Source organism: Pseudanabaena sp. Chao 1811, assembly GCF_027942295.1.
In the GTDB taxonomy this organism is placed as follows: Bacteria; Cyanobacteriota; Cyanobacteriia; order Pseudanabaenales; family Pseudanabaenaceae; genus Pseudanabaena.
Map to the genome: position 1 here is coordinate 1590818 of NZ_CP101416.1, position 13707 is coordinate 1604524.

Consider the following 13707-nt stretch of genomic DNA (forward strand, 5'->3'; position numbering starts at 1 on the left):
CCTGTGTTTCCATATTTTCAGGATCTTCAGATTGTCAACAATTTCCTATCCAATTCAAAGTTAGGTAGATGAGCCAAAAAACACCAAAGAAGAGTAAATCAGCTAACAACATCTCATCTGCTGAAAGAGTAGTCTCATTTGCACTTGCACTGGTGGTTTTGGTAACACTGAGTTTCCTCGTCCTTAATCCTCGTCCAATGGATAATGGGACTCTAGCAATTGTTTAGAGTCTTAGCTGCTACTTTTGCTGGAATTTTAGGATATTTATTTTCAGGTAATCTTGGATTAGAAGCAAGACTGCCTTGGAATAAGATGAAAATTAGGGCAACAGGTGCATTTGCCTCTTTTGTTTTAGTTCTGAGTGTTTTCTATATTGGTTTACCCCCTTCTAATGATTCCCCAGTTCAAAATCAGAGTGTTAATCAGTTAAAAGTTCCTGCTATTGAAAATTCTTCAGACTCTAGAACCTTTCAACCTAAAGCTGATAGTTCTCCAATTATTTCTATTCCGAAAGAATCTCCATCCATCCCATCACCAATACCAACAAATACAATATCTCCCAGTCTGTCACCACCTAAGTTTGAGCCAAGTCCCTCTCCATCATCAGATCCAGATCCTTCTAAGCAACCAGCACCAGAGTTAACTATTCCTAAAGCTCCCAATCCTAAGACATCATCAAGTAGTCCTTCTCCGAAACTATCCCCTAGTTTTGAACCACAGGATCGTGATTCAGTTGTTCTCAATGGTGGATGGTGGGCAAACTATTACCGTGACAAATTTGGCTCACTTCTAGAGAGTAGTGAGGTAAGAGATCAGGTTAGACGTGGTGATCGATTATCTCTAGATTGGGGAGGAATTTATCGCAGACCATCGATGCTACCACAAGGAGCAATTCCTTTCTCAATGGAAGTTTTTGGCTCTCGCCATTTTGCTGGGCGCTACTGTTTTTCTATTGAGACTGTTAATTTTGCTAAAGTTTACTTAAATAATAAGTTGATTCTCAGTAAATGGCATCCAGTACCAGGAGGATCTACTGATGATTGTCTCAATATTCCAGAAAATACTTACGATATTAAAGTTGAGTATTGGTGTACCATTAAAACTGCGAAATTTCTTCTGTCATGGCAACGTCAAAGCATTTAGTATGATCGCTGATCGCGTAGTGGATAGACACACCTAAAATAGTGCTTTAGGAAAATCTTAAAGTGTTGATACAGTAAGCATTTAACCTAAAAACCGCCAATTCAAGGATGATTTTACCTAGCCCCTCCCGTTCCATCCTCCCTGCCAGTTGCTCTGGACTGTGGTGTTGCTCTAACCGTTGCTTGACTTCGGCAATCGTCTTGTCGCTGATGCTCTGGAATCTTACCTTTGCTTGTTTCCGTCTTGCCTGCATCAGGGCAACTGCCGTATCTGGCAGATATCCGATCTCGCGCTCATCTGTGTTCCGCGATAGCTCTCTGGATATCGTACTTTTGTTTCGCTTCATCCGACAACCAATCTCTGTCATCGATAGTTGCTCGATTACTCGCAGTTTATACAGTTCACTTCTTTCTGTGATGCTAAGATGAGTAAAGCTCATGAGGATATCCTGATTGTTGTGATTATCATCAGATTATCCTTATGAGTCCCTTTATGCAAAGATCTCTAGGTGTTGCATTTCATCCTTGAATTGGCGTTGTAACAACTTAGATGAGTTTCTAGAAAAAATTAAAAATGGTCAGCTAGTTGTTACTAAGTCTGTCTCATCGGAAGTTCTTAGCGACTAAAAATGGGCTTAGTTCTACTGATAATTGATTGAATTTCGAGCGTTATATCCTAACGAAATTCAACCGATAAAGCTTTTATTTGTCGTGCCACCTTTGATAATATTTGTACTTCATAGGACATCTAAACTAACTCTCCCACCACTGATTTCCAAGAAATTGTCTGTTCTCCTAAGCTTTCTGACTCAGCAGTTGAAATAGAGCTAAGTTTAAGTTTCTCGAACTGATGAAATAACTTGGTTGGTTAGCTTCTCAGGAACTTCTTGCAAGCGATCAAAGGTTTTACTGAAAAAGCCTACACCCATCGTTAGCGATCGCAGTTCTAAGATTAAACTTTGCATCTCTACTTCAGGAATATATGCCGAGACGTTATCCCAGCGCTGCCAGCCATCTTTTGCTTCGTAGCCGAGAATCTGTCCGCGTCTACCACTGACCAAGCGCAAAATGCTGGAGGTATATTCATTGGGAATCGAAATTTCCACTAGATTGATCGGTTCTAGTAAAACTGGTTCGCATTGGGGAATGCCTTCCTGCATCGCTAGTCTTGCTGCCTGTTTAAACGCCTGTTCAGAACTATCAACGGAATGATAGGAACCATTGGTGAGGGTGACGACTATATCGACTACAGGAAATCCTAAGGCTCCTTTAGTCAAATATTCGCGCACACCCGTCTCTACCCCCGGAATATATTGCTTTGGCACAACGCCGCCCACAATGGTTTCGGTAAACTTGAAGCCTTCGCCACGAGTCAGAGGTTGAATGTTCAAATAGACATCGCCAAACTGTCCATGTCCACCTGATTGGTGCTTATAGCGTCCGTGAGAATTGGTGGCTTTACGAATCGTTTCTTTGTAGAGAACCTGTGGAATATTTTTAGTCATCGGCAGATTGTACTTACGGCGCATCCGATCTAGTGCTACTTGCAAATGGATTTCACCCTGTCCCCATAACACGACTTCATGGGTTTCATTGTGCTGCTCCCAGCGTAGCGCAGGGTCTTCTTCACAGAGTTTATTGAGAACGCTACTGAGTTTAACTTCATCGTTACGTTTTTCAGGCGCGATCGCCCAAGCAAATACTGACTCTAAGGATGGCGCGATCGCTAAGGTTTCAATACTAGTTTGGGCATTGGTTAAGGTGTCACCTGTTTTAACGCCTTCCATTCTGGCGATCGCTACAATATCCCCTGCCTCTGCCTCAGAGATCGGTTGTTGCTGTCCACCCGTGAGCCGATATAAACTGCCAATCCGCATACCATTCAGCACAGTACCATCGGTGAGTTTGCCTAGCCATAACCGTATTAGCGAGAGTTTACCGCCTTGGAGGGTGTAATAGGTTTTGAGAACTTGAGCAACGGTTGCATCGGCTGACTGGTTCGCATTTGCCAATTGTGGACGATGGGCAATGGTGGCTTCAGGTTGAGGGGCTTCATTGAGTAGCGCCTTGAGCAAGGGACGCACACCATAGTCTTGGTCGGCAACTCCAAAGAAGACAGGTACAATTTGGTCAGCGCTCAATTCCTTTTGGATGTCTTCGATGACTTCCTCTTGAGGTGGATTAATTTCCTCTAGCAGTTCCTCTAGAAGATGATCATCAAAATTAGCGATCGCTTCCAGCATTTCCTCCCGTTCCACTTTTTCCTGTGAGGCTAGCTCATCGGATAAAGCGATCGCCTGTGGAGCAGAGTTAGGACGATATTGATAGCCTTGCTCGGTGACGAGATCGATAAAGCCTGTTAAGTCTGAGCCTGTGCTGATAGGATATTGCTGCGCGACTAGCGGACGATTTGAGACTGTTCTCAGAGATTGCATGAGGGTACGGAAAGCTTGGGCATGGGCAACTTCGCCAGAGCCAGCGCGATCCATCTTGTTCACAAAAATGACATGGGGAATTTCCCAATCGTCCAAAAACTTGAGTAAGGGCGCGAGGGTATTCACGCGATCGCTATTCGGTTCACAGACCACAATCGCCATATCTACACCCATTAGAGCATGATAGGTCTCTTGCAGAAATTCCACTGAACCCGGACAATCGAGAAAGTTAAAGCGAATTCCTTCATATTCGGTACTGGCACAATTAACTTCCACGCTCATAGAGCGATCGCGAGCTTCGACCGCACTATCACCCACCGTATTTTTATCAGTTACCTTTCCCTTACGTGAGACTGCGCCTGTAACAAATAAAAAACTTTCTAAAAGTGTGGTTTTCCCACTCAGATAAGCCCCAACTAGAGCGATGTTGCGAGTACTCAGAGTTTGCTTACCATTCATAATCTTTATGCCTCTTATCTTCTCTTTCACAAAGATGACTGATAGAGATTATATAGTGTTTGGTAATGCTAAAGAAGTTATCGAGTATGAAGATATTTCAATATTTAAGACAAGGCTTAGCGAATGGTTTAGATATATTACAAAGTCTTTTGAGCAACAATTCTCAGTATCGTCACTGGAGCCGTTCTCAACTTATTAGCTATCTGAAAGAAGTTACAAATGTTCATGAAACTGCTCAAGAAAATTTAGCTAGAGAGCTTATGCAATTACTTGATGATGTGGAAGGAGTAGCAAGAGGCGATCTATCGATAAGAGCAAATGCAGAAGCTGATGTAACAGGAGCGATCGCCGATAGTTTTAACTTTTTTCTAGACGATCTATGTAAACTAATCGCTGAATTGCCTAGTGATTCCCCACTGCACAAGAAATATCGTATCCCTAGAAATTAGGTTGGCATTTTGCACTCATAGTTTGTGGAAGCGTAACCCTTCGGGTTGCACTTCCACAAACTCAAATATAGATTAACTTATGTTTCTAGATATTTCTAAGTGTTACTAAATAATCTCGATACTGGATTTGTTTATTAATTTCTCTGAAAGAAACTAACTGATTGCCGATCTATAAAGAGAGAATAAATATATTCTTCTTTGAATAATGAAACTAAAAAATTGGCTACTTCTAATTTTGGCTCAATTCTGGTGATTGGTTATGGCAATTCCCTCAGAAGTGATGACGGGGCAGGGTGTCGAGTGTCTGATATTGTGGCTAGCTGGGACTTACCCTATGTGCGATCGCTAACCGTCCACCAACTTACCCCCGAACTCGCAGAACCGATCGCCCAGTCTGAGTTAGCGATCTTTATTGATGCTTGGGTTGGCGGCAATGGGCAATCAAGCAAGCGCAAAAAATCAAGCCCTGTTCTCCAAGTCCAAAAGATTGATGTATCCAAACAACTCCATCCTGTGACCTTAGGCGAACTTGGACATCTCTCCGATCCGCGATCGCTACTTCTATTAGCACAACAGGTTTATGGCGAAGTCCCCGTAGCCTACTCGCTATTACTACCTGCGGTGAATTGGGAATTTGGGGAACAAGTGTCTGCCGTAACCCGTAAAAGTATTGAACAAGCTGTCGATTTCCTTCAAAACCTATGCACGAAGTTAGTATCATCCAATCAATGCTAGATCTTGCTTTCGATCGAGCTGAATCCCAAGGCGCAAACCAAATCCATCAGCTAAATTTGCGGGTAGGTGCGATTTCAGGTGTTGTACCTGAAGCGCTGCAATTTGCCTTTGATTCCTGCACAGAAGGAACAATCGCCTCAGATGCTAAATTAGAGATAGAATGGGTAAAGGCGATCTGTTACTGTCCACAATGCCATGCAGAATTTACTCCCTATGATTGGGTTTATGTTTGTCCGCGCTGCGAAAGGCTGACCCATGAAATTCGTCAAGGTCGAGAATTGCAATTAATCTCCTTAGAGGTTTCCTGATATGTGTCAAGATTGCGGCTGTAGTGATATTCCCGAAGGCATGGTCAAGATTCATGCCCACGCTCATTCGCTCGATCGCGATCATCCCCACCCCCACGATCATGAGCATCCCCATGACCATCATCACGAACATATCACTTTAGATAGCGATCGCCGCACGATTGCCATTAGCCAATCAATTCTGTCGCAAAACGATCGCCTTGCGGAGCGAAATCGTGGCTACTTCATGGCAAAGGGCATCAGTGTTTTGAATGTCCTGTCTTCCCCAGGGGCAGGCAAAACGGCGCTATTAGAACGCACAATGTCGGAATTACGCGATCGCCTCAAATCAGCGATCATTGTGGGCGATTTGGCAACAGATAATGATGCTCAAAGATTAAGGCGATCAGGTGCAGAAGTCATTCAAATTACTACAGGTTCAGTCTGTCATCTAGAAGCAGAAATGATTGCTAAAGCTTTGCAGCAAATGCACCTTGATGGTGTGCAATTATTAGCGATCGAGAATGTTGGCAATCTTGTCTGTCCTGCAGCTTACGACCTCGGAGAGAATTTGCGTGTGGTGGTATTTTCTGTCACCGAAGGCGAAGATAAGCCTCTCAAATATCCCGTGATGTTCAAGACTGCGGATATTGTTCTAATCAGTAAAATCGATCTCGCGGAAGTTGTGGAGTTTAATCGTGATCTAGCTTTGCACAACATTCACCAAATTGCACCACAGGCTAAGATTTTAGAGGTTTCAGCGAAAACAGGACTAGGTATGCAAGATTGGTGTCAATTTATTGAGCAATCATTACAAAAATCTCTTGCTGTATAATCAAATCTAAATAATTACAAATTTCTGGCTTTTCCTTCATTATGGCTAAAGACTTGTTCCATCAAGCCGTTAAACAAGCTCTTATCAAAGATGGATGGATAATTACCAACGATCCATTAACTATTCGCATTGATCGTGTGAAATTAGAGATAGATCTTGGAGCAGAAAAGGTATTTGCAGCGGAAAAAGATGGACAAAAAATAGCCGTGGAAGTTAAGAGCTTTATCAATCCATCTAATATTAGTGATTTTCATAATGCTTTAGGTCAGTTTCTCAGTTATCGTCTTGCTTTACAAATGACAGAGCCAGATCGGATGATTTATTTGGCTGTTCCTATCGATGTTTTCGATACCTTTTTTCAAGAACGTTTTACTCAAGCTGCGATTTCACAATATGACCTAAAAATTATAGCCTACGAGCCAAATACAGAGGAGATAATTCAATGGAAAAACTAGCAAAATATCGCCAAATTGTGCGTGAATTACTAATCTCTCATGCCACCACTAACGAGCCAAACATCGAATGTCAACTCATTTTTGATACAGAACACGATCACTATCAAATTCTCGATCTTGGTTGGCAGGGTCTAAATCGTGTTTATGCCTGTTATATCCATTTAGACATTAAAGACGGAAAAATCTGGATTCAGCACAATATGACGGAAGCCGATCTGGGTCAAGAACTAGTCGAAAAAGGAGTGCCAGCATCAGACATTGTTTTAGGTTTGCATCCACCTTATAAACGTCCTTATACCAATTATGGCGTTGCCTAAAGGTAAGAATGTACAGATTCCTAATTTACACAATTCCTAGTTACCATGAGATCTAATAACGGTTATTTGCAATGTTTAAATTTGCATATATCTGGCTCAGTACAAGGTATTGGATTTCGTCCTTTTGTCTATCGCCTTGCGAAGGAATTAGAGCTTAAAGGCTGGGTGAATAATAATGCTCAGGGTGTAGCGATCGCAGTTGAAGGCGATCAACAACAACTAGATTTATTTGTTGAACGATTGCAATCAGAAAAACCTGCGCGATCGCAAATTCAGCAAATTACTCAGGAATGGTGCGAACCTGTTCATTATCAGGATTTTGAGATTCATGAATCTACAGATGATGCATCCATCAAAACCGCAGTAATTCTGCCAGATCTGGCAACCTGTGATGATTGTTTACGAGATATATTTAACCCGAAAAATCGGCGATATCGCTATCCATTTACCAACTGTACTAACTGCGGAACTCGCTACAGCATTATCAAAGCCGTGCCATATGATCGCCACAATACGACGATGCACAGGTTCCAAATGTGCAACCATTGCCAAGCTGAATACGATCAGCCTCTAGATCGGCGCTTCCATGCTCAGCCAAATGCTTGTCCGAAGTGTGGACCTCATTTAGAGATTTGGGATCGTGATGGTCAAGTCTTAGGCATCGGTGAGCAGGCTTTCTTAACAACTGTCCAAGCAATTAGAGAGGGCAAAATTTTAGCAATTAAAGGTTTGGGTGGATTTCAGTTGGTGGTGGATGCAGATAATGCAGAGGCGATCGCCAAACTGCGATCGCGCAAACATCGTCCCCATAAACCTTTCGCTCTGATGTATCCCAATTTGGAAAGTATTCACCAAGATTGCCAAGTATCAACACTAGAAGCACAGTTATTAAAGTCAACTGAAGCACCTATCGTGCTTTTACAGAAAGTGAACAAGAGGCTTAAGCCCCTTGTTTCTGACAATGACTATATCGGGGTGATGCTGCCCTATACACCGCTTCATCATTTGTTAATGACAGAATTGCAATCCCCCATTGTGGCAACAAGTGGCAACCTTTCCGATGAGCCAATTTGTATTGATAATCAAGAGGCGATCGCTAGTTTAGGAAATATTGCGGATTTATTTTTAGTTCATAATCGCGATATTGCTCAGCCTGTGGATGATTCAGTGGTGAGGGTGATTGGCGATCGCCCTGTGATTTTGCGGAGAGCGAGAGGTTATGCACCCTCACCCATCAATATGTCAGCCCCCCTAGCCCCCCAATACTGGGGGGAAACAGAATATAAAAAGTCCCCCAGTATTGGGAGATTTAGGGGGCTGAAAATCCTCGCTTTAGGCGGACACCTCAAAAACACGATCGCCTTATCTATCAACAACTCAATTATTCTTAGTCAACATATTGGCGATTTGGAGACGACGAAGGCTTTTGAGCATTTCCAGAGGATTATTAAACGGTTGAGTGAGATTTATGAATTTCAACCTGAGGCGATCGCCTGTGATGCCCATCCCGATTATCTCTCTAGCCAATATGCGCGGCAGTTATCCCAATCTTTGCAGATTCCCTTAGTTCCTGTGCAGCACCATTACGCCCATGCACTGGCTTGTATGGTGGACAATCAGATTGTTGCGCCAGTCTTGGGAATTGCTTGGGATGGGACAGGCTATGGAACCGATGGCACGATCTGGGGTGGCGAGTTTCTAAAAATTACCGATTCAGAATTTGCAAGAATTGCCCATTTACAACCGTTTCCCTTACTAGGTGGAGACAAAGCGGCAAAAGAACCTCGTCGGGTAGCGTTGGGGATGCTCTGGGAAATATTTGGCGATCGCCTTTGGGATTTGCAATTACCAACCCTACAATCATTCACAAATGCTGAATTGAGAATTTTAAAAACTTTATTAACAAAACCGCAGCATCTCCCCAAAACTTCAAGTATTGGCAGATTGTTTGATGCGGTTGCCTCTTTGCTGGATATTTATCAAATCACCAGTTTTGAAGGGCAAGCAGCCATCGCCTTAGAGCAAATTTGTGATACGACGATTGATGACTTTTATGGGATGGATGTTAAGAATGACGGTGAAATTGACTGGACAAACCTGATGCAATCTATCTTAGAAGATATCCAAAATCAAACTGCGATCGCTACAATTACGACGAAATTCCATAATTCCTTAGTTGCAGTAATAGTAGCGATCGCTAAGCAAATTGAGATAGAAAAAGTCATGTTAACAGGAGGCTGTTTTCAAAATCGATATTTAACTGAAAGAGCGATCAAAAAGTTAACGCAAGCAGGATTTCAAGTTTATTATCATCAAAATATTCCACCCAATGATGGAGGAATTGCCGCAGGACAAATTATGGCAGCATTACGAGAAATATATTATTAACTGATATTACGTGGAACTAGGATCGCCCCTCATCCCCCAACCCCTTCTCCCGCAGGAGAAGAGGAGCAAAACCATATTTTTTTCTTGTTCCCCTCTCCTGCGGGAGAGGGGCTAGGGGTGAGGGCTTTAGAAGACTTCCACGTAACACCAGTTATTGAAGAATCGTGCAAAACACCGCCAATTCAAGGATGAAATGCAACGGTATCTGATGAAGCAAAGAATACTTCGTAAGGAGTGCGATAGTCAAGAGATTTTCTCGGTCTGTGGTTGATCAAACTCACCATTTTCTGAAAGTTATCTTCTTTCACGATTTTGAAGTTTGTACTTTTGGGATAGAACTCTCTAATTAATCCATTCGTGTGTTCATTCAATCCGCGCTCCCATGAATGATAGGGATTTGCAAAGAAAGTGTCTATTTGCAGCCTTTCAGATAGCTTCTCATGTCCACAGAATTCTCTGCCATTATCAAAGGTCATTGTCTTTTGGAACGTTGACTTCACAGGCTCAAATAGCTTGAGCGTCACTCTATTTATCTCTTCCATTGTCTTATTCTTAGCTAGTCCAGCAAGTAAGTACTTTGATGCTTTATCAACATGGGTAACTACGATACCTGTGTGGTTGCAACCAATTACGGTATCACTTTCCCAATGCCCGATCTCTGTCTTTAAATCCGCAATCTTCGGACGTTTCTCAATTCCCACTCGATTAGGGATACCGCCTCGTTTCTGGTTGCGACTTTTGCGCCGTCGTTGCTTCTGCTTTTGCCTTAGATATTGTTGATATATTCCCATCTCTTGATGGTTTGCATAGATCATCAGATAAATCGTCTCATAGCTGATTTTACCTAGCCCCTCCCGTTCCATCCTCCCTGCCAGTTGCTCTGGACTGTGGTGTTGCTCTAACCGTTGCTTGACTTCGGCAATCGTCTTGTCGCTGATGCTCTGGAATCTTACCTTTGCTTGTTTCCGTCTTGCCTGCATCAGGGCAACTGCCGTATCTGGCAGATATCCGATCTCGCGCTCATCTGTGTTCCGCGATAGCTCTCTGGATATCGTACTTTTGTTTCGCTTCATCCGACGACCAATCTCTGTCATCGATAGTTGCTCGATTACTCGCAGTTTATACAGTTCACTTCTTTCTGTGATGCTAAGATGAGTAAAGCTCATGAGGATATCCTGATTGTTGTGATTATCATCAGATTATCCTTATGAGTCCCTTTATGCAAAGATCTCTAGGTGTTGCATTTCATCCTTGAATTGGCGCACAATTCTTCAATCGCAAAACAAAATGGCATAGCTATTTTGTTTTTTGAAACTTCTTAAGTGGATGTGTTTTTTGATTCAAAAAAGTGTTGACACACTTTTCTGAATGGTTATAAATCAAGGAGCTTAAAATTATGTGTTTAGCAGTACCTGGAAAAATTCTCTCTATTCAAGGGGAAGACTTAATGAGAGTCGGGAAAGTTAGTTTTAGTGGGGTTGTGAAAGAGGTCAATCTTGCCTATTTACCAGAAGCAGAAATCGGTGACTATGCGATTATCCATGCAGGTGTGGCAATTTCCATTGTTGATCCCGCCGAAGCCGCACAAACATTACTCGATTTGCAACAAATTTAGAGCAACTGCGATGAAATATATTGACGAATACCGCGATCGCCAGCTTGCCCATGAATATGCCTCAGCGATCGCCGCCATAACTACTCGTCCTTGGACATTGATGGAAATCTGCGGCGGACAAACCCACTCCATTGTTAAACATGGTCTTGATCGTCTGATTCCCTCAGAAATTACCCTCATTCACGGTCCCGGTTGCCCCGTCTGTGTTACTCCTATTTCTTTGATCGATCAAGCGATCGCGATCGCCTCACAATCCAATGTCACTTTATGCTCCTTTGGCGATATGTTGCGCGTTCCTGGAAGTAGCAGCGATTTATTAAGTGCAAAGGCTTCAGGGGCAGATGTACGGATGGTTTATTCACCCCTTGATGCGGTGAAAATAGCGCAACAACTGACACAACAAAATAGCGATCGCCAAATCGTATTTTTTGCGGTTGGCTTTGAAACTACTGCACCGATTACTGCCCTTGCGATCGCCCAAGCTCACCAATTAGGTTTAGATAATTTCTCGATTCTCTGCGCCCATGTCCTTGTGCCACCCGCAATGGAGGCAATTCTCAGCAATCCCGATCACACAATGCAGGGATTTTTGGCAGCAGGTCATGTTTGCACGGTGATGGGCTATGGCGAATATGAAGCGATCGCCCAGCAATATCAAGTTCCAATCATCGTTACAGGTTTTGAACCGATTGATATCTTGCAAGGGATTTATCTATGTATCAAGCAGTTAGAATCAGGTAAAGCGGAAGTCGAAAATCAGTATGCGCGATCGGTCAAAAAAGAAGGAAATCAACAGGCGATCGCCATGATGCAAGAAGTTTTTGAAGCGACGAATCGACAATGGCGAGGCTTAGCAGAGATTCCTAAAAGTGGACTTAAATTGAAGGATAAATATGCCGCTTTTGATGCCCAAAAACGCTTTAATTATGAGGATAATGCCCTAGAAATTTGTGAATCTCCGCTCTGCATTAGTGGTTTAATTTTGCAAGGTACAAGCAAGCCCCATCAATGCCCTAGTTTCGGCAAAGCTTGTACCCCTGAGCATCCCCTCGGCGCACCAATGGTTTCTTCGGAAGGTGCTTGTGCCGCCTATTATCAACATGCAGTAATATAAAGAACCAATTTTTATGGACGACTTTGCCATCTCATAAAAATTGGTTCTTCATTGAATAAGTTCTAAAATTCTATGCTCACTAGACGTACTCTCCATTTACCAAATCTTGACCTGTCCTACCTAGTGGGCGGTAATGGCTCAGAGACTGTATTGCTAATACATGGCATGGCAGATTCAGCGATGGTATGGACGAGTTTAGTCAAGCATCTAGAAAATGTGGGTGGCAATCGCTATCGGATCATTGCTCCTGATCTGCGGGGACATGGTGAGAGCAGCAAAGACATTACCGACTATTCCTTTGCGAGTATCATTGCAGATTTAGAAGCCTTAATGTCGCATCTAGGCATCACTAACGCCCATGTGCTTGCCCATTCATGGAGTGCCAAAACTGTTGCAATTTGGGCTACTCAAAAAAGCGATCGCTTTCGCAGTCTGATTTTGGTCGATCCCTTTTTTATGGGCAGATTTCCGAGTTGGATTAGAATGACCTTCCCATTGATGTACCGTGTCTTACCATTTCTCAAGGTAGTTGAAACCTTCCCAAATTATGAAACCGTAGAAAAGATTGCGCGGAGCCTCAAGCAATATCAAGGATGGTCAGATTTCCAACAAACAGTTTTCCAAGCCAGCATCGAAGCAAAACCCGATGGTACATGGCAGAGCAAATTTCCTCGTCAGGCTCGCGATTTCATCTTTGAGGAGATCATGGATGTTGAAGGCTTAACTCAGTCCATTGATATTCCCACTTTATTTGTGCAACCCAAGCAAGGACTGAATCGGCAAGCATGGCAGTTACGCCCCTATCAGAAGTATTTTCCCAATTTGCAAATTTGTGAAGTCTTAGGTAATCATTGGGCTTTTTTAGTAGAACCTGAAGCTTTTAATCAGGCGATCGCTGATTTTTTACAAAGCATTACAACGCACAATTACCAAGCTTAAGAATAGTTTTGGGAACTGAATAAACGTTGTATAATTGTAACATAGGTTACAAAACCTTCATGGAGGTATTACCAGTATGAATACCATTGATCTCAAAGAACCGATGGTCATTGATGAGCCAGAAGGACTTGATGAAGCTTTCATTGCTGAATTGACAGAATTGCCAGAAGCATTGCCAATTGAAGAACCTACTACTCCAAAAATAACCATTGCAAGTAGCTATACCGTAGATGAGCAAGGTTTACTCAACAACTTCGCAATTATGCCCCCGATGTATGTTGAGGAACCAGCTTCTACTATGATAGGAAAGCCTTTCCCCATGCAAATCATAGTTTCCTTGCTCATTGTATCTATAACTCTTGTAGTTGCGCTTTTAGTTAGCTAAACCATACAAAAGCAAGAGGTTTCTTAGTCGTCACCATGACATATCTAGCTTTTGTATATCTAGTTCTAGGGAAATATTGCTAAGTAGTCAAGCATAATTAAACTTAAAACCCATATTTCTGTACCGTCCACTAAGCGGGCAGTACAGAAATA

At 42.7% G+C, this 13707-nt stretch carries 15 protein-coding genes; 12 read left to right on the plus strand and 3 right to left on the minus strand.

The features are described from left to right. The first annotated feature begins 219 nt into the window (after positions 1-219). A complete protein-coding gene (locus NMG48_RS07470) occupies positions 220-1143 on the plus strand; it encodes a hypothetical protein (protein ID WP_271254649.1) in 924 nt (307 codons plus the stop codon). Between the two features lie 46 nt (positions 1144-1189). On the opposite strand, the gene NMG48_RS07475 is transcribed toward NMG48_RS07470, so the two are convergent. Together NMG48_RS07475 and NMG48_RS07480 are read right to left on the minus strand one after the other, a co-directional pair. Next, on the minus strand, positions 1190-1582 hold the full coding sequence (locus NMG48_RS07475) for a helix-turn-helix domain-containing protein (protein ID WP_271254650.1): 393 nt from the start codon (positions 1580-1582) through the stop codon (positions 1190-1192). A 393-nt stretch (positions 1583-1975) separates the two neighbouring features. Then, positions 1976-4036 (minus strand): elongation factor G, encoded by a 2061-nt coding sequence (locus tag NMG48_RS07480; protein WP_271254651.1) that lies wholly within the window; start codon positions 4034-4036, stop codon positions 1976-1978. An 86-nt stretch (positions 4037-4122) separates the two neighbouring features. Here NMG48_RS07480 and NMG48_RS07485 point away from each other — a divergent pair, with 86 nt between their 5' ends. From NMG48_RS07485 to hypF, 7 genes are all read left to right on the plus strand, one after another. Further along, the gene (locus tag NMG48_RS07485; protein ID WP_271254652.1) at positions 4123-4485 is read left to right on the plus strand and encodes a hypothetical protein; all 363 of its coding nucleotides are present in this window, start codon (positions 4123-4125) and stop codon (positions 4483-4485) included. A 219-nt stretch (positions 4486-4704) separates the two neighbouring features. After that, on the plus strand, positions 4705-5220 hold the full coding sequence (locus NMG48_RS07490) for a hypothetical protein (protein WP_271254653.1): 516 nt from the start codon (positions 4705-4707) through the stop codon (positions 5218-5220). Then, a complete protein-coding gene (gene hypA / locus NMG48_RS07495) occupies positions 5187-5528 on the plus strand; it encodes a hydrogenase maturation nickel metallochaperone HypA (protein ID WP_271254654.1) in 342 nt (113 codons plus the stop codon). The genes NMG48_RS07490 and hypA overlap by 34 nt, the downstream gene beginning before the upstream one ends. 1 nt (position 5529) lies before the next feature. Continuing rightward, positions 5530-6342, plus strand: coding sequence for a hydrogenase nickel incorporation protein HypB (hypB, locus tag NMG48_RS07500; protein ID WP_271254655.1), 813 nt, complete (start codon positions 5530-5532; stop codon positions 6340-6342). A 41-nt stretch (positions 6343-6383) separates the two neighbouring features. Next, a complete protein-coding gene (locus tag NMG48_RS07505) occupies positions 6384-6797 on the plus strand; it encodes an element excision factor XisH family protein (protein ID WP_271254656.1) in 414 nt (137 codons plus the stop codon). Continuing rightward, positions 6785-7114 (plus strand): XisI protein, encoded by a 330-nt coding sequence (locus NMG48_RS07510; protein ID WP_271254657.1) that lies wholly within the window; start codon positions 6785-6787, stop codon positions 7112-7114. Before NMG48_RS07505 ends, NMG48_RS07510 begins: the two co-directional genes overlap by 13 nt. A gap of 45 nt (positions 7115-7159) precedes the next feature. Next, positions 7160-9502 carry a carbamoyltransferase HypF gene (gene hypF, locus NMG48_RS07515; RefSeq protein WP_271254658.1) on the plus strand — a complete coding sequence of 781 codons (2343 nt, stop codon included), beginning with the start codon at positions 7160-7162 and terminating at the stop codon, positions 9500-9502. A 182-nt stretch (positions 9503-9684) separates the two neighbouring features. Here the strand turns inward: hypF and NMG48_RS07520 are convergent, their stop codons facing one another. Continuing rightward, positions 9685-10668, minus strand: coding sequence for an IS30 family transposase (locus tag NMG48_RS07520; RefSeq protein WP_271254659.1), 984 nt, complete (start codon positions 10666-10668; stop codon positions 9685-9687). A 230-nt stretch (positions 10669-10898) separates the two neighbouring features. Here NMG48_RS07520 and NMG48_RS07525 point away from each other — a divergent pair, with 230 nt between their 5' ends. From NMG48_RS07525 to NMG48_RS07540, 4 genes are all read left to right on the plus strand, one after another. Continuing rightward, positions 10899-11117 (plus strand): HypC/HybG/HupF family hydrogenase formation chaperone, encoded by a 219-nt coding sequence (locus NMG48_RS07525; RefSeq protein ID WP_271254660.1) that lies wholly within the window; start codon positions 10899-10901, stop codon positions 11115-11117. Between the two features lie 10 nt (positions 11118-11127). Beyond that, positions 11128-12231: a hydrogenase formation protein HypD gene (gene hypD / locus NMG48_RS07530; protein ID WP_271254661.1), complete on the plus strand. Its 1104-nt coding sequence runs from the start codon at positions 11128-11130 to the stop codon at positions 12229-12231. 72 nt (positions 12232-12303) lie between these two features. Then, complete coding sequence (locus tag NMG48_RS07535) at positions 12304-13170, plus strand: alpha/beta fold hydrolase (protein WP_271254662.1); 867 nt, start codon at positions 12304-12306, stop codon at positions 13168-13170. Between the two features lie 76 nt (positions 13171-13246). After that, positions 13247-13555, plus strand: a complete 309-nt coding sequence (locus NMG48_RS07540; RefSeq protein WP_271254663.1) for a hypothetical protein — start codon at positions 13247-13249, stop codon at positions 13553-13555. Positions 13556-13707: the final 152 nt, after the last annotated feature.

Excerpts from the sequence above, each read along its gene's own strand:
- NMG48_RS07475 (WP_271254650.1), bottom strand. The coding sequence starts at position 1,582 with ATGAGCTTTACTCATCTTAGCATCACAGAAAGAAGTGAACTGTATAAA.
- NMG48_RS07480 (WP_271254651.1), bottom strand. The coding sequence starts at position 4,036 with ATGAATGGTAAGCAAACTCTGAGTACTCGCAACATCGCTCTAGTTGGG.
- NMG48_RS07485 (WP_271254652.1), top strand. The coding sequence starts at position 4,123 with ATGAAGATATTTCAATATTTAAGACAAGGCTTAGCGAATGGTTTAGAT.
- hypA (WP_271254654.1), top strand. The coding sequence starts at position 5,187 with ATGCACGAAGTTAGTATCATCCAATCAATGCTAGATCTTGCTTTCGAT.
- hypB (WP_271254655.1), top strand. The coding sequence starts at position 5,530 with ATGTGTCAAGATTGCGGCTGTAGTGATATTCCCGAAGGCATGGTCAAG.
- NMG48_RS07505 (WP_271254656.1), top strand. The coding sequence starts at position 6,384 with ATGGCTAAAGACTTGTTCCATCAAGCCGTTAAACAAGCTCTTATCAAA.
- NMG48_RS07510 (WP_271254657.1), top strand. The coding sequence starts at position 6,785 with ATGGAAAAACTAGCAAAATATCGCCAAATTGTGCGTGAATTACTAATC.
- hypF (WP_271254658.1), top strand. The coding sequence starts at position 7,160 with ATGAGATCTAATAACGGTTATTTGCAATGTTTAAATTTGCATATATCT.
- NMG48_RS07520 (WP_271254659.1), bottom strand. The coding sequence starts at position 10,668 with ATGAGCTTTACTCATCTTAGCATCACAGAAAGAAGTGAACTGTATAAA.
- NMG48_RS07525 (WP_271254660.1), top strand. The coding sequence starts at position 10,899 with ATGTGTTTAGCAGTACCTGGAAAAATTCTCTCTATTCAAGGGGAAGAC.
- hypD (WP_271254661.1), top strand. The coding sequence starts at position 11,128 with ATGAAATATATTGACGAATACCGCGATCGCCAGCTTGCCCATGAATAT.
- NMG48_RS07535 (WP_271254662.1), top strand. The coding sequence starts at position 12,304 with ATGCTCACTAGACGTACTCTCCATTTACCAAATCTTGACCTGTCCTAC.
- NMG48_RS07540 (WP_271254663.1), top strand. The coding sequence starts at position 13,247 with ATGAATACCATTGATCTCAAAGAACCGATGGTCATTGATGAGCCAGAA.